This is a genomic window from Pseudomonas sp. Pseusp88 (assembly GCF_047303955.1).
Lineage (GTDB): Bacteria > Pseudomonadota > Gammaproteobacteria > Pseudomonadales > Pseudomonadaceae > Aquipseudomonas.
The window spans coordinates 79,499-103,002 of the sequence record NZ_JBGLYM010000014.1; the positions used below are offsets into that span (position 1 = coordinate 79,499).

Here is a 23,504-nt window from a genome sequence, read left to right on the forward strand (position 1 = left end):
CTCCCCTGGGCCGGTTCACGGTTGCAGTACCGAAGAAACCAGCAGTTGCGAATACGGATGCTGCGGGTCGTCGAGGATCTGGTCGGTCAGGCCGCTCTCCACCACGCGGGAGCGGCGCATGACCATCAAACGGTCAGCCAGCAGACGGGCCACCGCCAGGTCGTGGGTGACGATCACCACTGCCAGATCCAGTTCACGCACCAGGCCGCGCAGCAGGTCGAGCAGTCGCGCCTGCACCGAGACATCAAGACCGCCGGTAGGCTCGTCCATGAATACCAGGCGCGGGTTGGACACCAGGTTGCGGGCGATCTGCAGGCGCTGTTGCATGCCACCGGAAAAGGTCCGTGGCAGGTCGTCGATGCGCAGCGGGTCGATCTCCACCTGGCTCAACCAGTCGATCCCGGCGTTGCGCAGTTGTTGATAGTTGCGCACGCCCTGGGCCATCAGCCGCTCGCCGATATTGGCCCCGGCCGACACGCCCATGCGCAGACCGTCGCGGGGGCTCTGTTCGACGAAGCCCCACTCGGTGCGCAACAGGGTGCGGCGCTCGGCTTCGCTGGCGCTGTACAGGTCGAGCCAGCGGCCATCGCCGCGGCGGTAGTCGATGCCGCCGCGATCCGGCGGGCAGCGCCCGCTAAGCAACGACAGCAAGGTGGACTTGCCCGAACCGGACTCGCCGACGATACCCAGCACTTCGCCGGGATATAGCTCGAAACCGACGCCGTCGCAGCCTTTCTCCGGGCCGTACAACCGGGTCAGGTCACGCACCCGCAACAACGGCTCAGGCTTGAGCTTTGGCTTGATCATGCTATTCATGGGCGCTCCTTGAGGGTCTCGACACGCTGGGCGCAGTAATCGGTGTCGGAACAGACGAAGCTTTGAGTCCCGGCATCGTCGAGGATCAGTTCGTCGAGGAAGGAGTCGTGACTGCCGCAAATCGCGCAGCTCTGCTCCCAACGCTGCACTTCGAACGGGTGATCCTCGAAGTCCAGGCTGGCCACCTGGGTATAAGGCGGCACGGCATACAGGCGCTTTTCCCGGCCGGCGCCGAACAGCATCAGGGCCGGGCTCATGTCGAGCTTGGGGTTGTCGAATTTCGGAATCGGTGACGGATCCATCACGTAGCGTCCGTCCACCATCACCGGGTAGGCGTAGGCGGTGGCGATATGGCCGAAGGTGGCGATGTCCTCATACAGTTTTACGTGCATCACCCCGTAATCGTTGAGCGCATGCAGGGTGCGGGTTTCGTTTTCCGAAGGCTCGATAAAGCGCAGCGGCTCGGGAATCGGCACCTGATAGACCATGATCTGATCGGCATGCAAGGGCGTTTCCGGGATACGGTGACGAGTCTGAATCACCGTGGCCTCAGGCGTTCGTTCTGTCGTCGCAACGCCTGCGGTACGGGCGAAGAAGCGGCGGATCGACACCGCATTGGTGGTGTCGTCGGCCCCCTGGTCGATGACCTTGAGTACGTCTTCGGCGCCGAGGATCGCGGCGGTCAGTTGCATGCCGCCGGTGCCCCAGCCATAGGGCAAGGGCATCTCGCGGCCACCGAACGGCACCTGGTAGCCGGGAATCGCCACAGCCTTGAGCAGGGCGCGGCGGATCATGCGTTTGGTCTGCTCGTCCAGGTAGGCGAAGTTATAGGCTTCGTCGCGCTCCTGACGTGGCGAGTGGTAGGCATTCATGGCTTGGGCTCCTTGTCAGCGGGGCCGACGGGGTTGCGCAACTTGCGGATCAGTTCCAGTTCAGCCTGGAAATCGACGTAGTGCGGCAGCTTGAGGTGGGAGACAAAACCGGCCGCCTCGACGTTGTCGCAGTGGGCCAGGACAAACTCCTGCTGCTGCGCCGGGGACTGGATGTCTTCGTTGTATTCCTCAGCGCGCAGGGAACGGTCGACCAAGGCCATGGCCATGGCCTTGCGCTCGGCATGCCCGAAGGCCAGGCCATAGCCGCGAGTGAACTGCGCGGGCTCGTCGCCACTGCCGACGAACTGGTTGACCATCTCGCACTCAGTCACTTGCAGGCTGCCGATGGCGATGGGAAAACCCAGCTCGTCCGGCTCGATCCATACCTCCACTTCACCGATGCGAATCTCCCCGGCAAAGGGGTGATTGCGCCCGTAACCGCGCTGGGTCGAATAACTCAGGGCCAGCAGAAAGCCTTCGTCGCCACGAGCCAAGGCCTGCAGGCGCTGGGCACGATCAGCCGGATACTCGATGGGTTCGCGAGTGATATCGGCCACTGCCGCGCCATGATCATGCTCTTCCTTGATCAGCCCCTCCCTGGCCAGCAGGCCCAGCACCCTCGGGCAGCTTTCCAGGGCAGCGTCTTCCTGCACCTGTGGACCCGGAAACTCACCTTCGGCCAGCAGGCTGAAATCCAGCAGGCGGTGGGTGTAGTCAAAGGTCGGGCCGAGCAGTTGCCCGCCCGGCAGGTCTTTGAAGGTGGCGGACAAACGTCGTTTGAGCTGCATGGCGCCGGTATCCAGAGGCAGGCTGGCATTGAAGCGTGGCAAGGTGGTGCGGTAGGCACGCAGCAGGAAGATCGCTTCGATCAGATCGCCTGCGGCCTGCTTGATCGCCAGTGCGGCCAGTTGTTCGTCGTACAGCGAGCCTTCGGTCATGACCCGGGCCACGGCCAGGGGCAGTTGCTGACGGATCTGTTCGACATCCAGTTCGGCAACGCAAAGATCGCCCCGGCGTTGCCTGGCCAGCAGGCGATGGGCGTTATCGATGGCCTGTTCGCCACCCTTGACGGCGACATACATCAGACGCCCTCCTCTACACGGGTGCTACGCGGCAGGCCGAGCAATTCACTGCCCGCCAGGAAGAACACATCCAGGCCACGGGGGAAGTCATTATGCAGTCCGCGTTGCTGCCAGAAGCTGTCCTGCAGCGGCAGGCCCACGCGGTTTTCATGCTGGATGCCCGGCCCGCGCCAGCTCAGGGTGCGGCCGCCATTGAGGCTGCTCAGTTGGATCAGCAAAGTGCAGGACTGATCGGGGTAGCGGTCGTTACCCAGGTCGAAACCGCTGAGGTCGCTCAGCTGATTTTCATCGAGCAAGGCAAAGCGTGCGTTCTGCCGGTCGCTGACAATCGGGCAGCCGCAGTGGAACGACAGGTTGGCGCGAATCGCCGGGGTGTCGAAGGCCGGGGCCAGCCACAGCGGGGTGTCCAGGTCCAGCAGGGCCAGGCACAGGGCGTGGGTGGCGGCGGCCAGGCCCGGCAATGCCGGCGGCTGATGAGCCGGTTGCAGGCAATGGGTCACGCCGGGACCGGCCAGGGCCTTGAGGGCCACGCGAAAACTGCGCTGGGCGTCCAGCACCGGGTCGGCGAATGCCGGTTGCAGAAGGGTTGCACTCATCAGTTTTCTCCTCGGACCAGGGTGAAGAATTCCACTTTGGTCGCAGCAGTTTCAGCGTCCTGGCGGGCCCGGCGCGCAGCCTGTGCCAGAGCCAGGGGTTCGATCAGTTCGTTGAGCCAATGCTGTTTCTGCGGGCCTTGCAGATGGGCGTCGGCCAGCGCGGCCAGCTCGGCACGGGCCTTGTCGCGTCCGGCCAGGTAGCTATAGCCGGTGCGGCCGTCGGCCAGGCGTACCACGCAACGGGTCACGCTCATTTCACCGAGGTTGAATGGCGCGCCGCTGCCGCCCATGCGGCCACGGACCAGGGTCATGCCGATTTCCGGAGCGCGGATCAGCTGATATTCGGCGTCACGCAAGGCCGATTCATGGCGACGCAATTCAGCGCCTTCGGCTTTGGCCAGCACACCTATCCAGCGTTGGCGGTCGGCAATGGTGTGGGGCAGTTCAGGGGACATAGTCGGCATCTCCATCATGTGATGACCTGATACTGGAAGCGGTCGGAACGGCTGGTGGAATGGCTCAGTTCCACCGGCTGACCGCTGCGGTCGTGGGATACGGTGAGCACGGTCACCGCAGGCAAGTGACGCGGCATCATCAGCAGATCGGCCTCTTCACGGGTCGGCAGGCGCGCACCGATCAGGCTGAAGGTACGGCTCAGGGGCAAGTCGCGAGCGGCCAGGTATTGTCGTAGCGAGCCGCCTCTATAGGCGCTGAGCAACTCGCTGCGGCTGCCACAGAAACGGTGACGAATCAGGCTGACAGGCTGGCCGTCCAACTTGCGCAGGGTGCGCAGTTCGATCAGCGGCGCGTCGGGTTCGAGCTTCAGGTGCCCGGCGTCTTCGACCGTGGCCAGACAGTCCTGGCGCTGTATCAGGATGGCTTCGACGCCAATGCCCTGGGCCGACAGCGACTGGCTGTAGGCGCTGTCCACGGCCATGGGGTAGATCAACGGCCGCTCCAGCACCTGGGTGCCACGGCCCTGACGGCGCAGCACGCTGCCTTCGCGCACCAGTTCATCAATGGCCCGACGGATGGTGTGGCGGTTGACGTCGAAGCGTGCGGCCAGTTGCACCTCGGCGGGGAGGTAGTCGCCGGGCAGATAACCGGGCAGCTCACGGCGCAGGGTATCGGCCAGCTCGCGGTAAATCGGCTCTGCTTGTCTAGACAATTCCATGCTTTAAAAAAGTGCCGTCCGGCACCCTCTCCTATCGGCAGTGATCGGGTAAAAGTGCTCAGATAAAAAGTTTGCGCAGGCGTTGTGACAGGATGTCGATCACGCTGACCACGCAGATGATCACCAGCAACACCGCGCAGGTCTGGACGAACTGGAAGGCACGGATGTTCTCCCAGAGAATCACGCCGATACCCCCGGCACCGACCATCCCCACCACGGTTGCCGAGCGGACGTTGGATTCGAAACGGTACAGCGCGTAGGAAATCCACAGCGGCATGACTTGCGGGATGACCCCGAAAATCACTTCCTGCAAGGCACTGGCGCCGGTGGCACGCACGCCTTCTACCGGACCTGGATCGATGGCTTCCACGGCTTCGGCAAACAGCTTGGCCAGGACCCCGGTGGTGCTGATCCACAGCGCCAACACCCCGGCAAACGGTCCAAGACCCACCGCCACCACGAACAGCATGGCGAAGACCATTTCATTGATGGAGCGGAAGGAATCCATGACCCGGCGCAGCGGCTGGTGAATCCACCACGGGGTGATGTTGTCAGCGCAGAGCACACCCAATGGCACCGAACAGACAATCGCCAGTAAGGTGCCCCACAGGGCAATGTGCACGGTGACGATCATTTCCTTGAGGTAGGCGCGCCATTCGTGGAAGTCCGGCGGAAAAAAGTCGGCGGCGAACGTCGCCATGTTGCCCGAGTCGCGGTACAGCGCCAGGGGGTTCATTTCGGCGCCATGCCAGGCCCAGGCCATCATTGCCAGGAACAGGCCCCAGCCCAGGTATTGCGGCCAGGTGCGCTTGCCGACGGCCTGCAGGGAAGCTGCGTGAGTGGTCATAGTCAGATCTCGGTTACAACGCTAAATGGTCTCGCACGATCTCGCAGCAACGCTTGAGGAAGCGGATCCTGTGGGAGCGAATTCATTCGCGAAAGCGGTGTTCAAAAGAAGCAGATACGCTGGGTGTACCGGCCTCTTCGCGAATGAATTCGCTCCCACAAAATCTCACTGCAATCCTGAAAGCGGCGCCGCCGGCTCAATCACCCCGCGCTGGCGGTGTTCTTCTTGTCCAGCTCGCTGATGCGGTCCTGCAACTTGGTCAGGCCGGCATCTATATCCTTGAGCTTCTGGGTTTTCTCTTCGGCGCTGAGACCGGTGCTGGCCAATACCTCGGTACGCTGCTTGAACAGATCGAGCTGGCGGATGGTCAGCAACTGGTCATCCGAGGACTTGAGAAACTTGCCCATCTGCATGTTTTTCAGCACTTCCTTTTCCGCATCGGTATTGCCGTAGTCAGCGAAGAAGGTGCGAATCCTGTTTTTCTCGTCGTCGGAGAGCGATTTGCTCCAGACCATCGGGTCCGCCGGGATGATCGGCGACTTCCAGATCACCTTGAGCATGGCGGCCTTGTCCGGCTGGGTTACGGCCAGGCGATCCCAGCTTTCGGTGTTGAAGGTGGCAACATCCAGTTGGCCCTTGGCGACGCTCAGGGCGTTCACTTCATGGCTGGAATTGAGGGTGCGCTTGAAGGCGGTGGCGGCATCAACGTTGTTCTTGGCGAATACGTAATAACCGGGCACCAGGTAGCCGGAGGTGGAGTTCGGATCGCCATTGCCGAAAGTCAGGCTCTTGGCGTTTTTGAGCATGTCATCCACCGAGTTGATCGGGCTGTCCTTGCGCACGATCAGCACGCTCCAGTAGCCGGGGGCGCCATTGGCAGCCGAGGTCTGGGCGAAGATTTCGCCGTTGGAACGGTCCACCGCTTCCATCGCTGCCTTGTTGCCCAGCCAGGCCACATCGACCTTGTTGAAGCGCATGCCCTGGATCAGCCCGGCATAGTCAGAGGCGAAAGTCGCGTTGATCTTGAGGCCGGTTTTCTTGCCCATGTCATCGAGGAACGGCTGCCAGATACTCTTGAGGTTCTGCGACGACTCAGTGGACATGATGCCGAAATTGATGACTTTCTCGTCTGCCTGCGCATTGCCCAGCAGTGCGCCGGTCAGCAGGACGGCAGACGCGAATACGCGACCGATACGATTCAACATGGAAGGACTCCTGTAGATGCGTTAATGGGTACAGAGGGTTGACTCAGCGCGCAGCCACAAGGCGCGGCGCCGGGATTTCGTGATGCGCCGTGTGACTGGCGATCATCAGACTGGTGTCGACATCGGCACCGTAGAGCTCGTTGAGGAATTGGGCGCAGAGTTCTTCACCGCGACCGTCGAAATGGATACGGCCACCCTTGAGGGCCACGGCTCGCGGGCAATAGCGGATGGCGTAGTCGACCTGATGCAGGGTCACGACCACGGTCTTGCCGTCGCGGCGGTTGATATCGGCGAGGATTTCCATGACCTTGCGCGCGGACTCGGGGTCCAGGGAAGCGATAGGTTCATCAGCCAGGATGACTTCGGCCTGCTGGGTCAGGGCCCGGGCAATCGCCACGCGCTGCTGCTGGCCACCGGACAGGGTCGAGGCGCGCTGGGCGGCCAGGTCGGCCAGGCCGACGCGATCCAGGTTGGCCATGGCGCGCTGTTTCTCTTCGGCGTTGAACATACCCAGGCTGCCGCGCCAACGAGGCATGCGCCCAAGGCCACCGAGCAAGACGTTGTCCAGTACGCTAAGACGGTTGACCAGATTGAACTGCTGGAAGATGTAACCGATATCGGCACGCAAGCGGCGCACCTTGCCATTGAGGCGGCCAGCGGCTTGCACTTCCCGGCCCAGTACCTCCACCCGGCCGCCATTGTGGCGATCGCAGCAGGCCAGGCCCGCCAGGTGGCGTAACAGAGTGGATTTGCCGGAACCGGAAGCACCGATCAACGCCACCATTTCGCCCTGTTGTATAGACAACGCCAGATCAACCAAAGCGGATTTTCGGGAGAACGTCTTGTTCAGATGCTCGACATGGATAGCTGCGTTCATGGGGGCTTCTCGATCTGGTTCTGGACAAACAGCCTGGATGGCCGCCTTGTTGTGTCATCGAAACTAGACCGAGGATGTTGCAGCGCCGTGATGTGTCAGTGACGCGGGAATAACCGTTTTGTGAAAGGTTGAGTCAGGATATTTCACGATCGCCGAAGATTCACGGTGAGGGGTGAACCCTTATCGTGGTTTTCCGGCCTGATCAGGCCTGAGGCGTCAAGCCTGTAACGTTTTTAAAGGCCCGGGAAAAGTGGTTTCTGGACATGGAGCATTCTTTGGCGACGTCTTCGATGAGGCATCTACCGCCCAGGCGCTGGGTCATGAACGCCGTTGCTTTTTCAAGTTTCCATGGTGCTAGTCTGTTTGGAACATATTTCAAACGAGCAGGGCCGCTCAGGTCTGTTTTTGCGTGAAGACGGTCCTGATGATTACCCGAATCGCTACACATCAATAATTACGCAGGCCTGTATTCGATAATAGAAGGGGTTGCTCGGGATCGAATACCAGGAGTCAGCCCGGTCAGTCACAATGACGAATCCGCAAGGATTCCGGCCATGTTGCTTCCCGCCCTGGTAAAGATTGCGCGCATGAAAAAGCCGTCACAGTTGCGACGGCTTGGGATGAAACGCGGTCAGACATTGCCCGGGTCAGTCATCCCATTATCGGCCAGGCGTTCATCGGTGTTATCTCTAGGCCATTGAGGGCGTGTTCTCTCTGCGTCTCAGTCAATGCTCTTGGCCCAGACGGCCTGCGCATTGGTGAACTCACGCAAGCCGAAGTGCGACAGCTCACGGCCGTAGCCACTTTTCTTCACGCCCCCCACCGGAATGCGGGCATTGGTGGCAGGAAAGCCGTTGATGAATACTCCGCCGGTTTCCAGACGACGAGCGATGCGTTGCGCGCGCTCGACATCCTGAGTCCATAGGCTGCCGCCCAGGCCATAGTCACTGGTGTTGGCCAACACAATTGCGTGTTCGGCACTTTCGGCGACGGTGATTGCCGCCACTGGCCCGAAGGTCTCTTCGTCAAACGCCGCCATTCCCGGTGCGACTTCAGCCAGTACGGTTGGCTCATAGAAACTGCCGGGGCCGTCGATCTTGTTGCCGCCGAGCAGCAATTGCGCACCTGCGGCAATGGTCCGCTGAACCTGACCATGCAGCTCATCGCGCAAATCGCCGCGCGCCATTGGGCCAAGGTTGTTGGCGCTGTCCAGCGGGTCGCCGACTTTCAGCTGCTTGACCGCCGCGACAAACTTTCGAGTGAACTCCTGGGCAATCGGTTGCTCGATGATGAAACGCTTGGCCGCCAGACAAACCTGGCCGGCATTCTGAAAACGGGCTTCAACAGCGGCCTTGACCGCAAGGTCGATATTGGCGTCGGCCAGTACGATAAAGGCGTCGGCGCCGCCCAATTCCAGCAGGCTCTTCTTCAGTGCCCTGCCAGCGGTAGCCGCCACTGCCGAACCTGCGCGCATACTGCCCGTCAGGGTCACTGCAGCGATTCGTGGATCTTCGATGGTGCGGGCGACGGTGTCGTTATCAGCGACCAGATTGACGAACAGGCCCTTTGGAAAACCGGCGGCCTCATAGGCGTCTTGCAATGCGTAGGCTGACCCCATGACATTCGGTGCATGCTTGAGCATGAAGCCGTTACCGGACAGCATGATGGGGCCCGATGCGCGGATCACCTGCCAAAGCGGGAAGTTCCAGGGCATGACCGCCAGAATGGTTCCGATGGGCAGGAAGGAAACGTGAACCTCATCCTCACCTTCCACGTTTACCGGTTCGTCAGCGAGGATCGCCGGGCCGTTCTCGGCAATCCATTCCAGCGTGGCAGCGCATTTCTCTACTTCCGCCCGTGCAGCAATCAGCGTCTTACCCATCTCGGCAGTGATCAGCCCGGCAAAGAGTTCCGAGCGCTCACGCAAGATGGCGGCCAGGCGACGATAGGCAGTGACCCGTTCACGCATGGGCGTGGCGCGCCATAGACGAAACGCCGAGGCGTTGTTGTCCAGCAAATATTCAACTTCGCTCGGGGTCTGGAACGGATAAGTCGCAATCAGCTCGCCGGTGGCCGGGTTGCGTGAAGTCGCGACTGCCGGGGCGTTCAGGTTCGTGTTCAGGCTGGACATCGGTATTACCTCATTGGCGGCGTGTGCAGCGCGTTGCACTGCGATGACCGTCACTTTAAGTAAGCCCGGGCAGGCCAAGAAGGCGTCTTGTTATCCTATGACTGTGGGTCATAGGCAGTGTGTCGGGGAATATAGGTGACCAATGACAGATCCGGCCGCCCCTCGGGTGTCAGCGCTACATAGGTGAAATCGATATAGCCACTGATCGGGTGCAACAAACGCTTGCGCCCTTCGTCGAAGCCTTTGACTTCCGTGTCCTGCCACCACTCACGAAACTCGGGGCTCTGGGCGGACAGTTCCTCGACCAGGCTATCGAAGGGTGCCTTGTCCTGAGCCAGCGCACGAGAAGCACGAAAGGTGCTGATCATGCCTCGCGCCATTTGCTCCCAGTCCAGAATCACCGTTCGATAAGGGACATACAGAAACAGCAGACGCAACGTGTTGCGTTCGTGAGGCTTCAACGAACCGTAATCGACGAACAGGTCCGCGATAGCGTCGTTCCAGGCAAGAATGTCGAGGCGAGTATTACGCACATAGGCGGGAATGGGGTTGATGGCACGTACCAGCATTTCAAGGCCGGCGGTTACGGCCCCACCGGTCGTGGCACTCGGTGCCTCGAGCGCGGACAGCGCGTAAAGGTGCGTTGATTCAACACGGTCGAGTTTGAGCACTTTGGAGATGCGTTGCAGCGCATCGGGAGAAGGCTGGATGTCGCGTCCCTGCTCAAGCCAGGTGTACCAACTGACGCTGACCCCGGCCAGCACCGCCACTTCCTCGCGACGCAGCCCCGGTGTGCGCCGGTTGCCTTCAGGAAGGCCGAAATCCTTCGGATCAAGACGGGCGCGGCGGCTGGAGAGGAACTTGCCGAACTCTCGCCGCTGCTCTACTGACGGTCTGGTTGCCATAAGTCCCTCATATTTGGAGTGTTCATTGATCGACACCCATCGTCGGTGATGAGCCCGGGTGTCGATTATGCCTCCAAAGTCCGCCGGGCTCGCTAACGTTTGCCCGGTCGGGAGGGTCGCGATCAGGCAACGTACGTCGGGTAATCCGTGAAACCCGCTTCGGCGCCGCCATAGAGTGTGGCCGGATTCAACGAGTTGAGGGGCCAACCATTGCTGATCCGCGCAGGCAGGTCCGGATTGGCAATAAAGGGACGGCCAAACGCGATCAGGTCAGCCAGCCCCGCCTCGACCAGACGCGCGCCCCGCTCTGCCGTATAACGACCTGCGTATATGATCCGGCCGCTGAATGCACTGCGCACATTACGACGAAATTGCTCCGGCAGATCGGGCGCATTGTCCCAGTCAGCCTCGGCGATTGAAACGTAGGCGACACCCGCCTCCTCTAATACTTTGATCGCTTCAATGTAAGTGTGATTGGGATCCTCTTCGACCATGCCGATGTACACCCGGTCTTGATCAGTCGTGGTGAACAATGGCGTGAAACGCACACCCAGCCGGTCAGGGCCAACGGCCTTGGCAACGGCTTGAACGATCTCGCGCAAAAAGCGCAGACGGTTGCTCAACGAACCGCCGTATTCGTCATCGCGATGATTGGCATGTTCGGAGATGAACTGATTGACCAAATAGCCATTGGCCGCGTGAATCTCAACACCGTCAAACCCTGCCGCGATGGCATTGCTTGCGGCCTGAGCGTAAAGCCCGACCAACTCCTTTATTTCAGGAATAGTCAGTGCGCGGGGCACCGATGGCTGCACCAACTTGCCCATGCCCGCACCCGTCTCTATGAATGCTTTGGAATTGGTCGCCTGAATCGCGGATGGTGCAATCGGAGCGCTACCGTCAGGCTGCAATGCATGATGAGATACGCGGCCAACGTGCCAGAGCTGGGCAAAGATCACACCACCATCGGCATGCACTGCATCTGTGACTTTGCGCCAGCCGTCAAGCTGCGCCGGTGTATAAATACCTGGGGTCCAGGCATAGCCCTGGCCCCGCGGCTCGATCTGTGTGCCTTCACTGACCATGAATCCAGCCGAAGCGCGCTGACGGTAATACTCGGCCATCAAGTCCGAAGCGATATCACCTGGTTGTTCACTTCTCTGCCGGGTCAATGGCGGGAACACGATACGATTTTTCAGGGTACGGCCGCCCAGTTCCACGGGTGTAAACAGCGATTCATGCTTCATGGGTGTAGCTCCAGTGAATCAAGTTAGAAAGCCCCGGCTGGCGCAAGCTGCCCAGGCTTCGAATATTTTCAGGAAAGGCGCCGTGTGTCGGCAGCCAGGCATGCGGCCCCCAACAAAGGGCCGCACGTTGAATTATTTCTTGATCAATACCGCCTTCGGGTTGGTGAACAGCAATCGGCCCTCATGCCCGCCCTCAGTCCCCACGCCGGACTGCTTATGGCCACCAAACGGGATGTCCACACCTTGGGTATACATTTCGTTCACCCAGACCATGCCGGTTTCAAGGCGATTGGCGACCGCCACTGCGGCCTGGGCAAGCACTTGGCCGGTTGCGGGATTCATCACGTCAAACGACGCTTGGCTCTCAACCAGCTTGCCGGCAATGCTGAGATAATAAGGGCCATCGAAAAGACGGCTTGAATGTGCAAGGTCAATAACTGCAGACATGATTTGATACTCCTGGTAGTCGACAATTTGTGCGCGCAGAGATACTTGAATCAGATAAAACGCTGTCTGATTACAGATCCGCCGGGCGATTTAATTAAGATAAACGGCAAGTCGTTAGCGTTGCTTCAACCGCGTTTCAGTCACTTGCTCATTCAATCATTCAGGGTGTCATTACAACTGTTCAACGTTTCCTACTGCCCGCCGAGTCATCAATAAGGCTTGATCGAATGGCTCGTTCGTGTGGGTGATCTTCGCCATCACGCTGGCCCCCAACCAAAGCGCATACAACTGCGCTGCCAGTTGCTCAGGTGTCTCGTTTAGCGTCATCGATCCCTGTTCCTGACCCCGAGCCAGCGCTGCATCCAGGCATTCAATGATTTTCGCGGTGCCTTGGAGGAGCTTCTGCCGCATGGGCTCCGACAGATCGGTAACTTCAACGCCGAGCTTTACCGCCAGACATTTGGTGGCATCGGTCTGCGCGGTCTGGTTATCGATCCAGCGGTCCAGGTATCTGGACAAATTGCGATTTGCCAAGGCATCGCCGTCGAATATCTTCTGCATGCCAGCGAGATAGCTGCGGAAGTAATTCTCCAGCAGCGCCTCTCCAAACGCTTCTTTCGAACTGAAGTAGTGATAAAAAGAGCCCTTTGGCACATCCGCCGCCTTGAGCAATTCGTTCAAGCCCACCGCGGAGAAACCTTTGACACCGATGATCTTTTGCGCCGTATCCAGGATGTGCTGCCTGGCCAATCCGCTTTTAATCTTTTCCATCGCTGACACCATTAAGTAGACCAGTCGTCTATCAGCTGTTGCCAATGCTATTGAGTACCCGCCATTGTGGCAATGACAAATGTGCAAGGATTCCGGACATTTGCCGCGAACGAGATTTCTCCATTGCCGTTCCGGGTAACTGCGCTAACAATCGCACCCTCTTCTTCCCTCGGTAGAACCCATGCACAGCATTGCTTTAGTGGCATATCCGCAATTTCAGTCTCTGAGCCTGTCCCTCGGTTCAGTGTTTGAATGCGCCAACCTGTTGCATGGAGAAACGCTGTACGAATTTCATGTCGTCTCCGAGAGCGGGGGGCCTGTGTTGTCGTCTCTGGGCTTTTCAGTGAACACCACCCCCGTCCGCGCAGAGGGCTACGACACACTGATCATCAGCGGCTATCTGGATTTCCGACTGCCAGAGGCCAGTCTTCAGAATCTCGTGAAAGCCGCTTCTGCTCAGTCCCGGCGCTTGGCATCACTGTGCATGGGCATTTTTGTTCTGGCCGAAGCAGGCTTGTTGGAAGGCAAGCGGGCGACGACGCATTGGTTGCATGCCCCCGCATTCAGAAAGCGCTATCCGAATATACAGTTGGAAGAAGACAAGCTTTTCGTCGTGGACGGCCAGATCTGGACGGGCGCGGGGATGAACTCCGGCATCGATCTGGCGCTGGCGATGGTGGAAGGTGATTTCGGCCGGGACCTGGCGCGCCAGGTGGCCCGTAAGCTGGTGATGTCAGAACGCCGAGGGAGCGAACACTCCCAGCTCTCTGCTCTTCTGGAGCTGGATCCTAAATCCGACCGCATCCAGTTAGCGCTTGGCTATGCAAGAGAGAATCTACGCGAGGATTTATCTGTGGAGGCTCTCGCTGCTGTTGCGAGGCTCAGTCCGCGCCAGTTCAGCCGTGTATTTCGCGAAGAGACCGGGCAAACCCCCGCAAAAGCTATCGAGAGCCTGCGCCTGGAGGCGGCGCGACTAATGATGGAGTCAGGGCGGCACCATATAGAAGTGGTCGCAAAAGAAACGGGGTTCGGTGACAGGGAACGTATGCGTCAAGCGTTCTTGCGCGCCTTTGGAAAACCGCCGCAAGCGATGCGAAATGAGTTTAATCGTAGCGACCTGCAGTGAGGCCGTATCCTGGCAAAGCCAGTTTCGTAAGCTCTTTTTCTGATCCCGAGCGTGGAAACGACCCGGTAATCTATCGGTATCGCAGACCGCGTGATACCCGAATCCGAAAAACATCGGTTGGCCAGTAGCACCTGTCAAAAGCTCTCAAACCATTAACCCGATAACACCCATTGTCTGTGGACCCGCCCCCGACGCCTGGATGCCGACTCAATCAGCATCGTTTCAGCAGCCGATGGGAACCTACGCTTGTGTGCAAATTCATTCGCGAAAGAGTCGCAACATCCGCTACATTTCCGCTCTCCTGCATGCCGTTTTCGCGGAGAAATCCGCTCCAACAAAGCGGACGCCCATTCATTTCATAGGTCCTCCATGCACTGGCTTCCCCTTCTCAAACACCTGCCCCTTCTGTTGCTCGGCTGCCTGCCCCTGCTGGCCCGGGCCGCACCGGAATCGTCCGTGTACCGCTTCGAACGCCTGCAAGTGGACTCACCGGACGGCAGCCTGCATTACCGCCTGGACCTGGCCATCCCGCGCAAGGCGCCACCAGCGGCCGGTTATCCGGCGATGTATCTGTTGGACGGCAATAATGCCCTGGCAGAACTGAAGGAGGACTGGTTGAAGGAACTGGACGGCGGCAATCCTCCATTATTGGTGATGATCGGCTATGAGATGGACGGGCTTTACGATATGCAACAACGCACCCGTGACTACACCGGCGCAAGTTCTGCGGCCTTCCTGGATCTGATCCAGACAGGCATCAAACCTCTGGTGCAGTCACGCTTCCCCGTCGATCAATCACGCCAAAGCCTGTGGGGCCACTCATTTGGTGGTTTGTTTGTGCTTTACGCACTGCTTGAGCAACCGCTGGCCTTTAACAACTGGTTCGCCGCCAGCGCCTCGCTGTGGTATCAGCCGCCGACCTACGACAAGGCCATGGCCTTTGCCGGTATCAAGGACCAGCCCGTGCGTCAGGTGTTGATCATGCGCGGTTCAAAGGAAGGCAAGCTGCCGATAAAGAGCTTTGACTGGGGATCAATGGAGCGGCGCAAGGCCATGGAAGCGGTGCCGATCGAGGCCAATCGCGAGGTAGCCCGACACCTGAGTGAGGTGCCGGGTATACAGGCCAGATACCGGGCATTTGAGGGTTTGAATCACAGCGAGGTGTTCGCTGCAGCCCTGCATCCGTCTCTCAGACTGGCAGCAGGGCTGGCTGCGGACCATTAGATCCGGAACGTACCGACCAGATGCTGCAGACGCGCGGCCTGCTCTTCCAGGTAGGAACAGGCATCCAGGGTCAGCTTGAGGTTTTCCACGCCGCGCTGGTTGAGGTCGTTGATCTGGGTGATGTCCATATTGATCGACTCGACCACGGCGGTCTGCTCTTCGGTGGCGGTAGCCACTGACTGGTTCATGCCGTTGATCTCGTCGATGCGCCGGGTGACGCTGCCCAGGCGCTCGCCGGCCGTGTTGGCGATGGTCACACTGGACTCACTCTGGCGCTGGCTCTCGGTCATGGTGCTGACCGCGCTGCGGGCGCCGATCTGCAACTCTTCGATCATTTTCTGAACTTGCTGCGCCGACTCCTGGGTGCGATGGGCCAGGTTGCGCACCTCATCCGCGACCACGGCAAAACCGCGCCCCGCTTCCCCGGCCCGTGCGGCCTCGATGGCGGCGTTGAGCGCCAGCAGGTTGGTTTGCTGGGAGATGCTGGTGATCACCTCAAGGATCTGGCCGATATTGACCGTCTTGTCGTTCAGGCTCTCGATATTGACGCACGATTCGCTGATCTTCTCCGACAGCTCGTTCATCGCCTTGATGGTCTGCTGCACCACGCTCTGGCCATCGGTGGCCAGGCCACTGGCATCGGCGGACTGCTGCGAGGTACGCGCAGCGTTCTGGGCGATTTCCTGGGCGGCAGCACCCAGTTCGTTGATCGCCGCCGCCACGCTCTCGGTACGGCTGGCCTGCTCGCCGGAGTTGGTCATGGATGAGTTGGAGGCCTTGACCACCCGCATCGCCACGTCGCCCAGTTGCCCCGCAGTGGACGCCACTTCGCGGATCGAACCGTGAATACGCTCGACGAAGTGGTTGAACGACTGCGCCAGGGCACCGAACTCATCCTCAGAGGTGATGGTCAGGCGCTTGGTCAGATCGCCGTCGCCGTCGGCGATGTCGCGCATGGCGCGGCCCATCTGGTGCAGCGGCTGCATCAGTACGCGGATCAGCAGCCCCAGCAGCAGGATGATGATCACCACCGAGATGACCATCGCGGTGATGGCCGAAGTACGGAATTCACTGAGCATCGCGTAGGCGGCGTTCTGGTCCAGTACCAGGGCGACATACCAGTTGGCCGATGGCAGGCCTTCGATATGAGTGAAAGAGATAATTTCCGCCTTCCCCTCAGACTCGATCTCACCCACGCCCGGGGTGATTTTCGGCGTATTGCTCGGGTAGGCCTCGCTGATATTCTTCAGCACCAGTTTGCTGTCCGGGTGCACCAGAATCTTGCCATCGGCACTGACAATGAATGCATAACCATGGCCGCCGAAGTTCAGCGAGTTGATGGTGTTGCTGATGGCATCCAGGGACATGTCGGCACCGGCGACGCCGGCCAGGGCATTCTGGATGTTGACCGGGGTCGCGAGTGTCACCACCAGCTTGCCCGAGGAAGCGGCGATGTAGGGTTCAGTAACAATGGTCCCCGCCGCTGCCTGCGCGGCCTTGTACCAACCACGGGCCCGCGGGTCGTAGTCCGCCGGGCGGTTACCGGCAGGCACCGAGAACATCACCCCGGCATTACTGCCGAAATAGCTTAAGGTAAAATTGTCGGTATAAGCCTTGAGGCCAACCGCACGAGGCAATTTGGCAAGGTCCGTACCGTCCAGGGCGATCTGCTGAGCCATGGACTGCAGCAGCTGGATACGCCCATCCATCCAGGTCTGGATATTCAGGGTGGTCAGGCTGCCTAACTGTTTCAGCTCCGAATGAACGCTTTCCTTTAAAGTTTGGCGTTGTCGATAGTCATTCACGACAATAAAACAAGTAAATGCGACGACCACGACCAGAGCCGCAGCGAGCAGGATTTTCCTGCTGAAACCCAAACTTTTATTCATAGGATACTTCCATTACAAGAATCGACTTCGGAGGTAGTACTGCGCACAAGCGTGCAAGACAAATGCCAGGCGGCGTTTTACGGATTCTTGTGACAAAAGGATAGACGGGAAGTTAAATATTTTTCCGGCACTCACCTGGGCGCTCCATGCAACAGCGAGTTAACCGGCAATTGGATCCACAATAAAGCACAATACTTAACACTGCACATAACGACCTTGGCGTCGAGTAATAAATGCCGCGTTCGACAAGTGGTATATTCGATTTATGCGCTGGTTACTTTATATAAGACACATGACGTTATTCTGACCGATCGGTCGCGATCGCCTGACAGGTCTGCCTGGACCTAGCCATGCCCGCGATCTTCAGCAGGCAACTCTGAAACCCTCAGGCGAAGCTCACAATCGACTCAGGTAACTGTCATATCGGATCTGACCGATACCCTGTTACGACCTCGTTGCTTGGCCAGGTACATTTCTTCATCGGCAGCCTTGAGAACATCCGTAATCTCATCGGCGCTGCCCGGCCAATGAGCGACTCCCAGGGAGATCGTGATAGAACCGACACTATCAATCGCCTCTTGCTGCACCTTTATCCGCAACCGCTCGGCGAATTCCGCAGCCGCATCGAGTGGCACGCCAGGTAACAGGACCAGAAACTCTTCGCCACCTACCCGGCAGGCATAATCGCTTTCCCTCGAACAGGCTTGCATCAGCCCGGCCAGTTTCTTCAGCACGACGTCGCCGACATCATGTCCGTAACGGTCATTCACCTGTTTGAAATGATCGATATCCAGAGTCACCAACGAAAACGGCCGACATTCAGTCCTGAGAAAATCAAGCACACTGGACAGTGCCCGACGGTTCAGCAGCCCGGTCAGCGGATCGGTCTGCACCTCTTTATTAAGCTTGCCAATTCTGGCCTCCATGAGTTCCACGCCTTGCAATAAGGCCTTACGGATGAGCGCGGATTCAAAGTACCAGGACCGCACTTTGAGGATTTTTTGAGACGTCTCCGGGCTTTGCATATTCTTCGCACACTCAGCCAGTTGCGACAGTGGCCGACTGATAAAACCGCTTAGCCAGAACACGCCGAGTATGCCGATGACCGCCATGGGAAGAATGCCGATAATGCTGCGGTAGACCAGACTGTCCATGGGCAGCAGCGCCCTCTCCACGGATTGCAAAGAAACAATACCCCAGCCTACGGACTTGACCGGCGAATAACCTGCCAGCATTTCCTTGCCAAGAAAGTTGACCACCAGCGCGCCACCGTTTTCACCGCCAAGTACTTTGTCGACCACAGCACTGTCACTTACCGTTTTACCCACTCGCTCCTGGTCTGGGTGGTAAAGAATGGTTTTATTCGAGTCCACTACATAGACATAAGCGTCATCACGGTAAAAATGGGATCCAATCAAATCATGAAGGATGCTTCGCTGTTTCAAATAGATAGCGCCACCCACATAACCGAGGTAAGCGCCCTCATCATCAAATATCGGGCTTGAGACGATCACCACCAGATTCCCGGCCGCAGAAATATAGGGTTTGCTGATCAGCGGTTTTTTTTCAGTCAGGGCTTCACGTGCGCCTGGGGTCTGCAACTTGCCGCTACTCACATGAACAGTCTCGGGAGAAACGGTAACGACGTAGCCCTCAGTATCGACCATGACCACAGCATTGAAACTGTCAGTCTGTAATTTCAGGCGCCTGGCTTCGGATAACGCAAGCTCATGATTGTAATGACTCTTTCCAAGCAGCCCGGCACTGAAAGAAATCTGCTGTTGGGCCGCCTGAAGAAAATCGTCGATCGTGTCGGACAGTTTGCTGGCGTAAACACGGTTAGCCTCGATGGTACTCTCGATCAGTTGTTCCTTCTGGACGCGATAGGTTGAATAAAGCGTATTGGAAAGAGTGGCAGCTGCTACGATCACAGACAGCAATAAAATCAGACGACGTAAATCCACCCGGAAAGCGACCTTGGACAACATTTTAATCACCACCTGCATCAGGGCATACCGCCATTATGCATTTAACTCAACACAAAATAAACGTACTCCCGAAGACGACTCGCAAGATGAAGAACATACTTTAATCCACCGGATAAAAAACTGCGAATGAATCGTATTACGCACTTCAAAAAACATAACTTGGATCCAAGTTATCCAAAGCGACAATTAAAAAATTAAACCGATGCGAATTTAGTAGCGCCTCTGATGAAGAACTCACTACATTGCGCGGCGATAGCCTAATAAGGCTGACAACTTCCAACGGTAATACCGGGCATTAGCCGAACACTAACTATCCGGCTAATTGCACGCGAATATCTTGAGATGGCCCCGCCCTTCAGGCCACCAAATGACAACGTACAGCCGTCTCCCCCAGCGCCTTGAGTTGCTGCGGCTTTTCACAGCCCGTCGTGGCCTTGGGACAACGGTCGCGGAAGAAACAACCGGAAGGCAGCCTGCGGTTGCCCGGCAATTCGGTCGGTGCCGAAACCTGGCTTTCATCCAGCGGTACACCAAGGCGTGGTACGGCATCGAGAAGCAACCGCGTATAGGGGTGGCGTGGCCGTTCCAGCACTTCGGCGGTGCTGCCCAGCTCGACGATCTGCCCCAGGTACATCACCGCCACCCGGTCGGCCATATGCCGCACCACCGAGACGTTGTGGGAGATGAGGATATAGGTCAGGTCGCGGCTGCGTTGCAGCTCGCCCAGCAGGTTGAGGATCTGCGCCTGCACCGAGATATCCAGGGCCGAGGTCGGTTCGTCGAGGACGATGATGTCCGGGTCCGATGAAAGGGCCCTGGCAATGGCGATGCGTTGCCGCTGGCCGCCACTGAATTGATGCGGGAAACGATCCATGTATTCGCTGCGAATACCCACCTGACTGGCGACCCGGGCGGCGATCTCACGCATCTCCTGACGCGGCGCCCCCCGCTGGACGAACAGCGGCTCGGTGATGACTTTCCATACCGGCAGGCGCGGGTCGAGGGACGACTGCGGGTCCTGGAAGACGATCTGCACATTGCTGCGCCGCTCGCTGGCGTTGTTATAGACCCATTGCAACTGACCGCTGGTGGGCTTGATCAGCCCCATCAGCAGTTGCGCCAGGGTGCTCTTGCCGCAGCCGGACTCGCCAACCACGCCGAGGGTTTCCCCGGCGCGCACCTGCAGATCGATGCCGTTGAGGGCATGGGCCACACCCTTGGATCGACCCAGCCAGTCATTGCCCACCGGGTAATGCACGCGCACATCGTCCAGACCGAGAATAACCGGCAGCTCGCCGGCCTGTTGCTGCGGGGCACTGATCATGATGCCTGTTTCTCCAAGCTCAACCAGCAGGCGCTCTTGCGCTGGCCGCTGGCGTCAAGGGCCAGCAAAGGGGGACGCTCGCTGCACTTGGCCATGGCAAAGGCGCAACGATCACGAAAGGTGCAGCCATCGGGCAACGCCGACAGGTTCGGTACCTGGCCGGGGATGGTCAACAGCTCCTGGCCCGGCTCGACCTGCTCCGGCAGACCGCTGAGCAGCCCTCGGGTATAGGGATGTTGCGGCGCGGCCATGACGTCGGCAGTGACGCCCTGCTCCACCACCGCACCGGTGTACATCACATAGACACGATCGCAGAACTGCGAAACCAGGGCCATGTCATGGGTGATCAGCAGAATCGCCGTGCCCCGCTGCCGGGCTTTTTCCCGCAGCAGCAACAATACTTGGCGCTGCACCGTGACATCCAGCGCCGTGGTCGGCTCGTCGGCAATCAGCAATTGTGGGTCGCAGGAGAATGCCAGGGCAATCATCACCCGCTGGCGCATGCCGCCGGACAGCTCGAATGGATAGCTTTCCATGACCTGTTCAGGGTCGGCAATGTGCATGTCGCGCAACAGGGTGATGGCCTTGGCCCGAGCCTCTGCCTTGCTCAGCTGCTGGTGATGAATGATTACATCAGTCATCTGCCGACCGATGCGCCGGGTCGGATTGAGCGCGGTCATGGGCTCCTGAAAGATCATCGCCGCATCCCGGCCACGGACCTTGAGCAGTTCCTTTTCCTGGGCGGCGAGCATGTCGCGCCCAAGGATATGCAGGCTGCCGCCGCTGACCCGATAACTGCGCTCCGGCAGCAGGCGCAGACTGAGCATGGCGGTGACGGATTTTCCGGAGCCGGACTCGCCGATCACCCCGACAATCTCGCCTGGATTGACCTGCAACGACACGCCGTTTAGCGCCTTGACCGTACTTCGATACGCGGGAAACTCGATACTCATGTTGTCGATATTCAGCACAGGACTGTTCATGCTCATTTCCCCTGCTGCCGTGGGTCGAGCAAGTCACGCACGCCGTCGCCCAATAGATTGAAGCCGGTGGCCGTGACCAGGATCGCCAGCCCCGGAAAAGTCGAGTACCACCACTGGTCGAGGATATAGTTGCGCCCGGTAGCCACCATGGCGCCCCACTCTGCCGTCGGTTGCTGTGCACCCAGGCCGATAAAGCCCAGGGCCGAAGCCATGAGGATTGCCGCGCCAATATCCAGGCTCAGTTGCACCATCAATGGCGGCGTAGCATTGCGCGCCACGTGCCAGAGCACGATATGCCAGCGCCCGGCGCCAAAAGTCTGGGCCGCCTTGACATAGCCCATCTGGCGAATACTCAGGGCCTGGCCCCGGGCCAGACGCACGTAGAACGGAATCCGCACCAGCGTGATTGCCAGCATGGCGTTGAACAGACTGGCCCCCAGTGCCGCAGCCAGAGCCATGATCAGCACCAGGGAAGGCACCGACAACATGATGTCCATCAGGCGCATGACCAGGCCGTCGAAACGCCCGCCGATCACTCCGGACATACAGCCCAGCAGGCCGCCGATCAGGCACGAGGCAAATGCCACGAACAGGCCGACACCTACCGACTGGCGGCTGCCGTACAACACCCGGCTGAACAGATCGCGGCCAACTTCATCGGTGCCGAACCAGTGCTCCGCCGACGGTGCGGCCAGACGCTGGGACAGATTCAGGGCATTGGGATCATGGGAAGCCAGCCACGGGGCAAAGAGCATGCACAGCAACACCAGCAACGTGATGGCAAGCCCGGCCATGGTCAGGGGGCTACGCCGTATCTGGTGGCTCAGGTAAGCGAGTTTTTCCGGCCAGCGCGCTGGCAAGGCAATGGTGGTTGGAACGGGAGAAGCGCTCATATCAGTCAACCTCGCCGATGCGCGGATCGATCAGGCGGTAAAGCAGATCGATGAGCATATTGAGCAGTACATAAATGAAGGACACGACAATGGCGAAGCCCATCACAGCCGGGAAATCCAGGGACTGCACCGACTTGATCACATAAGCACCCATGCCCGGCCAGGCAAACACCGCTTCGGTAAGCACCGCGCCGTACAGCAGGTCGCCAAGGATCAGGCCCAGCACCGTTACCGAAGGAATCAGAGCATTGGGCAAGGCATGACGCAGGATCACCGCCCAGCGCGACAGGCCATAGGCCCGGGCCGTGCGGATATAGTCTTCGCCGAGCTGATCGAGCATCGCCGAACGAATCTGCCGGGCGACCACGCCCAGGTTGACGAAGGCCAGGGTTACCGCAGGCAGGATCAGGTGTTGCAGGCTGCTGACGAATTGCTCGCGATTACCTGCCAGCAGCGAGTCGATCAGGTAGAAGCCAGTGATGCGGTTCGGTGCGTCCATGCCCTCATCGATACGGCCACTGCCGGGCAACCAGTTCAGATGACCGTAGAACAGCACGATCAGCCCAAGGCCAAGCCAGAAGGTCGGCGTGGAAATGCCGGTGACCGCCAGGGTGCGGGCGAACTGGTCGATGGCGCGGTTCTGATAGACCGCCGACAGCACGCCCAGAGGCACGCCAATCAGAATCGACAGCAGCAAGGCCGTCAGGGCCAACTCCAGGGTCGCCGGGAAAAACGCCCGCAAGTCTTCCAGTACCGGGCGACTGGTGCGGATCGACGTGCCCAGGTCGCCGTGCAGCAGGTCGAGCATATAGCGCCCGTATTGTTGATACAGCGGCAGATCCAGGCCCAGGTTGTGGCGGATATTGGCCACGATGGCATCGCTGGCGCGGTCACCGGCAATCAGCCGCGCCGGGTCGCCGGGGATCAGATGGGATATGGCAAAGGTGATCAACGAAACGCCAATCACCACCAGCAACAGGCCGGCCAGGCGTTTACGCAGGATATTCAGGAAGGCCATCAGGCACCTCGGTGTTGCATCGATGGGGTACAGCGCAGCAGCGCCCCCACGGTCGGAGCGCTGCTGCTGTCACGCACTGCCAGCAAAGG

Annotated in this window: 23 protein-coding genes; 2 read left to right on the forward strand and 21 right to left on the reverse strand. The window is 59.2% G+C overall.

Annotated features, from left to right (window positions below; all coding sequences use genetic code 11):
• Window positions 1-15: 15 nt before the first annotated feature.
• The 15 genes from phnK to ACCD02_RS18330 all read right to left on the reverse strand — a co-directional run bounded on the left by phnK (window position 16) and on the right by ACCD02_RS18330 (window position 12,970).
• On the reverse strand, window positions 16-816 hold the full coding sequence (gene phnK, locus ACCD02_RS18260) for a phosphonate C-P lyase system protein PhnK (RefSeq protein ID WP_413304646.1): 801 nt from the start codon (window positions 814-816) through the stop codon (window positions 16-18).
• Window positions 813-1,688, reverse strand: a complete 876-nt coding sequence (locus tag ACCD02_RS18265) for an alpha-D-ribose 1-methylphosphonate 5-phosphate C-P-lyase PhnJ (RefSeq protein ID WP_413304647.1) — start codon at window positions 1,686-1,688, stop codon at window positions 813-815. The genes phnK and ACCD02_RS18265 overlap by 4 nt, the downstream gene beginning before the upstream one ends.
• Complete coding sequence (locus ACCD02_RS18270) at window positions 1,685-2,770, reverse strand: carbon-phosphorus lyase complex subunit PhnI (RefSeq protein ID WP_413304649.1); 1,086 nt, start codon at window positions 2,768-2,770, stop codon at window positions 1,685-1,687. The genes ACCD02_RS18265 and ACCD02_RS18270 overlap by 4 nt, the downstream gene beginning before the upstream one ends.
• Window positions 2,770-3,366: a phosphonate C-P lyase system protein PhnH gene (gene phnH, locus ACCD02_RS18275; protein ID WP_413304652.1), complete on the reverse strand. Its 597-nt coding sequence runs from the start codon at window positions 3,364-3,366 to the stop codon at window positions 2,770-2,772. Before phnH ends, ACCD02_RS18270 begins: the two co-directional genes overlap by 1 nt.
• A complete protein-coding gene (gene phnG / locus ACCD02_RS18280) occupies window positions 3,366-3,821 on the reverse strand; it encodes a phosphonate C-P lyase system protein PhnG (RefSeq protein ID WP_413304654.1) in 456 nt (151 codons plus the stop codon). The genes phnH and phnG overlap by 1 nt, the downstream gene beginning before the upstream one ends.
• 14 nt (window positions 3,822-3,835) lie before the next feature.
• Window positions 3,836-4,540, reverse strand: a complete 705-nt coding sequence (gene phnF / locus ACCD02_RS18285) for a phosphonate metabolism transcriptional regulator PhnF (RefSeq protein WP_413304656.1) — start codon at window positions 4,538-4,540, stop codon at window positions 3,836-3,838.
• A 58-nt stretch (window positions 4,541-4,598) separates the two neighbouring features.
• Window positions 4,599-5,387, reverse strand: a complete 789-nt coding sequence (phnE, locus tag ACCD02_RS18290) for a phosphonate ABC transporter, permease protein PhnE (protein WP_259108685.1) — start codon at window positions 5,385-5,387, stop codon at window positions 4,599-4,601.
• Between the two features lie 200 nt (window positions 5,388-5,587).
• On the reverse strand, window positions 5,588-6,592 hold the full coding sequence (gene phnD, locus ACCD02_RS18295) for a phosphonate ABC transporter substrate-binding protein (RefSeq protein ID WP_413304659.1): 1,005 nt from the start codon (window positions 6,590-6,592) through the stop codon (window positions 5,588-5,590).
• Between the two features lie 43 nt (window positions 6,593-6,635).
• Window positions 6,636-7,469 (reverse strand): phosphonate ABC transporter ATP-binding protein, encoded by an 834-nt coding sequence (phnC, locus tag ACCD02_RS18300; protein ID WP_413304660.1) that lies wholly within the window; start codon window positions 7,467-7,469, stop codon window positions 6,636-6,638.
• Window positions 7,470-7,671: 202 nt separating this feature from the next.
• Window positions 7,672-7,917 (reverse strand): helix-turn-helix transcriptional regulator, encoded by a 246-nt coding sequence (locus ACCD02_RS18305; RefSeq protein WP_413304662.1) that lies wholly within the window; start codon window positions 7,915-7,917, stop codon window positions 7,672-7,674.
• Between the two features lie 273 nt (window positions 7,918-8,190).
• A complete protein-coding gene (locus ACCD02_RS18310; protein WP_413304665.1) occupies window positions 8,191-9,600 on the reverse strand; it encodes an NAD-dependent succinate-semialdehyde dehydrogenase in 1,410 nt (469 codons plus the stop codon).
• A gap of 95 nt (window positions 9,601-9,695) precedes the next feature.
• Complete coding sequence (locus ACCD02_RS18315) at window positions 9,696-10,505, reverse strand: helix-turn-helix transcriptional regulator (protein WP_413304668.1); 810 nt, start codon at window positions 10,503-10,505, stop codon at window positions 9,696-9,698.
• 122 nt (window positions 10,506-10,627) lie between these two features.
• The gene (locus tag ACCD02_RS18320; RefSeq protein WP_413304670.1) at window positions 10,628-11,752 is read right to left on the reverse strand and encodes an alkene reductase; all 1,125 of its coding nucleotides are present in this window, start codon (window positions 11,750-11,752) and stop codon (window positions 10,628-10,630) included.
• Between the two features lie 132 nt (window positions 11,753-11,884).
• Window positions 11,885-12,199: an aldehyde dehydrogenase family protein gene (locus tag ACCD02_RS18325; protein WP_413304672.1), complete on the reverse strand. Its 315-nt coding sequence runs from the start codon at window positions 12,197-12,199 to the stop codon at window positions 11,885-11,887.
• Between the two features lie 171 nt (window positions 12,200-12,370).
• On the reverse strand, window positions 12,371-12,970 hold the full coding sequence (locus ACCD02_RS18330; RefSeq protein ID WP_413304674.1) for a TetR/AcrR family transcriptional regulator: 600 nt from the start codon (window positions 12,968-12,970) through the stop codon (window positions 12,371-12,373).
• 181 nt (window positions 12,971-13,151) lie between these two features.
• Between ACCD02_RS18330 and ACCD02_RS18335 the strand changes: the two genes are divergently transcribed.
• Window positions 13,152-14,096, forward strand: coding sequence for a GlxA family transcriptional regulator (locus tag ACCD02_RS18335; protein WP_413304676.1), 945 nt, complete (start codon window positions 13,152-13,154; stop codon window positions 14,094-14,096).
• 369 nt (window positions 14,097-14,465) lie between these two features.
• Window positions 14,466-15,320 (forward strand): alpha/beta hydrolase, encoded by an 855-nt coding sequence (locus ACCD02_RS18340; protein WP_413304679.1) that lies wholly within the window; start codon window positions 14,466-14,468, stop codon window positions 15,318-15,320.
• Here ACCD02_RS18340 and ACCD02_RS18345 read toward each other — a convergent pair.
• The 6 genes from ACCD02_RS18345 to ACCD02_RS18370 all read right to left on the reverse strand — a co-directional run bounded on the left by ACCD02_RS18345 (window position 15,317) and on the right by ACCD02_RS18370 (window position 23,415).
• Window positions 15,317-17,209 carry a methyl-accepting chemotaxis protein gene (locus tag ACCD02_RS18345; protein ID WP_413304682.1) on the reverse strand — a complete coding sequence of 631 codons (1,893 nt, stop codon included), beginning with the start codon at window positions 17,207-17,209 and terminating at the stop codon, window positions 15,317-15,319. The genes ACCD02_RS18340 and ACCD02_RS18345 overlap by 4 nt on opposite strands.
• A gap of 407 nt (window positions 17,210-17,616) precedes the next feature.
• Window positions 17,617-19,215 carry a sensor domain-containing diguanylate cyclase gene (locus ACCD02_RS18350; protein ID WP_413304683.1) on the reverse strand — a complete coding sequence of 533 codons (1,599 nt, stop codon included), beginning with the start codon at window positions 19,213-19,215 and terminating at the stop codon, window positions 17,617-17,619.
• Between the two features lie 337 nt (window positions 19,216-19,552).
• Window positions 19,553-20,521, reverse strand: coding sequence for an oligopeptide/dipeptide ABC transporter ATP-binding protein (locus ACCD02_RS18355; protein WP_413304686.1), 969 nt, complete (start codon window positions 20,519-20,521; stop codon window positions 19,553-19,555).
• A complete protein-coding gene (locus ACCD02_RS18360) occupies window positions 20,518-21,504 on the reverse strand; it encodes an ABC transporter ATP-binding protein (RefSeq protein WP_413304689.1) in 987 nt (328 codons plus the stop codon). Before ACCD02_RS18360 ends, ACCD02_RS18355 begins: the two co-directional genes overlap by 4 nt.
• Before the next feature lie 2 nt (window positions 21,505-21,506).
• On the reverse strand, window positions 21,507-22,397 hold the full coding sequence (gene ddpC / locus ACCD02_RS18365) for a D,D-dipeptide ABC transporter permease (protein ID WP_413304691.1): 891 nt from the start codon (window positions 22,395-22,397) through the stop codon (window positions 21,507-21,509).
• A gap of 1 nt (window position 22,398) precedes the next feature.
• On the reverse strand, window positions 22,399-23,415 hold the full coding sequence (locus tag ACCD02_RS18370; protein WP_413304693.1) for an ABC transporter permease: 1,017 nt from the start codon (window positions 23,413-23,415) through the stop codon (window positions 22,399-22,401).
• Between the last annotated feature and the right edge of the window lie 89 nt (window positions 23,416-23,504).

Coding starts and splice junctions, on each gene's coding strand:
- ACCD02_RS18320 (WP_413304670.1), bottom strand. CDS start 11,752: ATGAAGCATGAATCGCTGTTTACACCCGTGGAACTGGGCGGCCGTACC.
- ACCD02_RS18350 (WP_413304683.1), bottom strand. CDS start 19,215: ATGCAGGTGGTGATTAAAATGTTGTCCAAGGTCGCTTTCCGGGTGGAT.
- ACCD02_RS18355 (WP_413304686.1), bottom strand. CDS start 20,521: ATGATCAGTGCCCCGCAGCAACAGGCCGGCGAGCTGCCGGTTATTCTC.
- phnG (WP_413304654.1), bottom strand. CDS start 3,821: ATGTCCCCTGAACTGCCCCACACCATTGCCGACCGCCAACGCTGGATA.
- ACCD02_RS18330 (WP_413304674.1), bottom strand. CDS start 12,970: ATGGAAAAGATTAAAAGCGGATTGGCCAGGCAGCACATCCTGGATACG.
- ACCD02_RS18325 (WP_413304672.1), bottom strand. CDS start 12,199: ATGTCTGCAGTTATTGACCTTGCACATTCAAGCCGTCTTTTCGATGGC.
- ACCD02_RS18270 (WP_413304649.1), bottom strand. CDS start 2,770: ATGTATGTCGCCGTCAAGGGTGGCGAACAGGCCATCGATAACGCCCAT.
- phnK (WP_413304646.1), bottom strand. CDS start 816: ATGAATAGCATGATCAAGCCAAAGCTCAAGCCTGAGCCGTTGTTGCGG.
- ACCD02_RS18310 (WP_413304665.1), bottom strand. CDS start 9,600: ATGTCCAGCCTGAACACGAACCTGAACGCCCCGGCAGTCGCGACTTCA.
- ACCD02_RS18360 (WP_413304689.1), bottom strand. CDS start 21,504: ATGAACAGTCCTGTGCTGAATATCGACAACATGAGTATCGAGTTTCCC.
- ACCD02_RS18340 (WP_413304679.1), top strand. CDS start 14,466: ATGCACTGGCTTCCCCTTCTCAAACACCTGCCCCTTCTGTTGCTCGGC.
- ddpC (WP_413304691.1), bottom strand. CDS start 22,397: ATGAGCGCTTCTCCCGTTCCAACCACCATTGCCTTGCCAGCGCGCTGG.
- ACCD02_RS18265 (WP_413304647.1), bottom strand. CDS start 1,688: ATGAATGCCTACCACTCGCCACGTCAGGAGCGCGACGAAGCCTATAAC.
- ACCD02_RS18345 (WP_413304682.1), bottom strand. CDS start 17,209: ATGAATAAAAGTTTGGGTTTCAGCAGGAAAATCCTGCTCGCTGCGGCT.
- phnC (WP_413304660.1), bottom strand. CDS start 7,469: ATGAACGCAGCTATCCATGTCGAGCATCTGAACAAGACGTTCTCCCGA.
- ACCD02_RS18335 (WP_413304676.1), top strand. CDS start 13,152: ATGCACAGCATTGCTTTAGTGGCATATCCGCAATTTCAGTCTCTGAGC.
- ACCD02_RS18305 (WP_413304662.1), bottom strand. CDS start 7,917: ATGTGTAGCGATTCGGGTAATCATCAGGACCGTCTTCACGCAAAAACA.
- phnD (WP_413304659.1), bottom strand. CDS start 6,592: ATGTTGAATCGTATCGGTCGCGTATTCGCGTCTGCCGTCCTGCTGACC.
- phnF (WP_413304656.1), bottom strand. CDS start 4,540: ATGGAATTGTCTAGACAAGCAGAGCCGATTTACCGCGAGCTGGCCGAT.
- phnE (WP_259108685.1), bottom strand. CDS start 5,387: ATGACCACTCACGCAGCTTCCCTGCAGGCCGTCGGCAAGCGCACCTGG.
- phnH (WP_413304652.1), bottom strand. CDS start 3,366: ATGAGTGCAACCCTTCTGCAACCGGCATTCGCCGACCCGGTGCTGGAC.
- ACCD02_RS18370 (WP_413304693.1), bottom strand. CDS start 23,415: ATGGCCTTCCTGAATATCCTGCGTAAACGCCTGGCCGGCCTGTTGCTG.
- ACCD02_RS18315 (WP_413304668.1), bottom strand. CDS start 10,505: ATGGCAACCAGACCGTCAGTAGAGCAGCGGCGAGAGTTCGGCAAGTTC.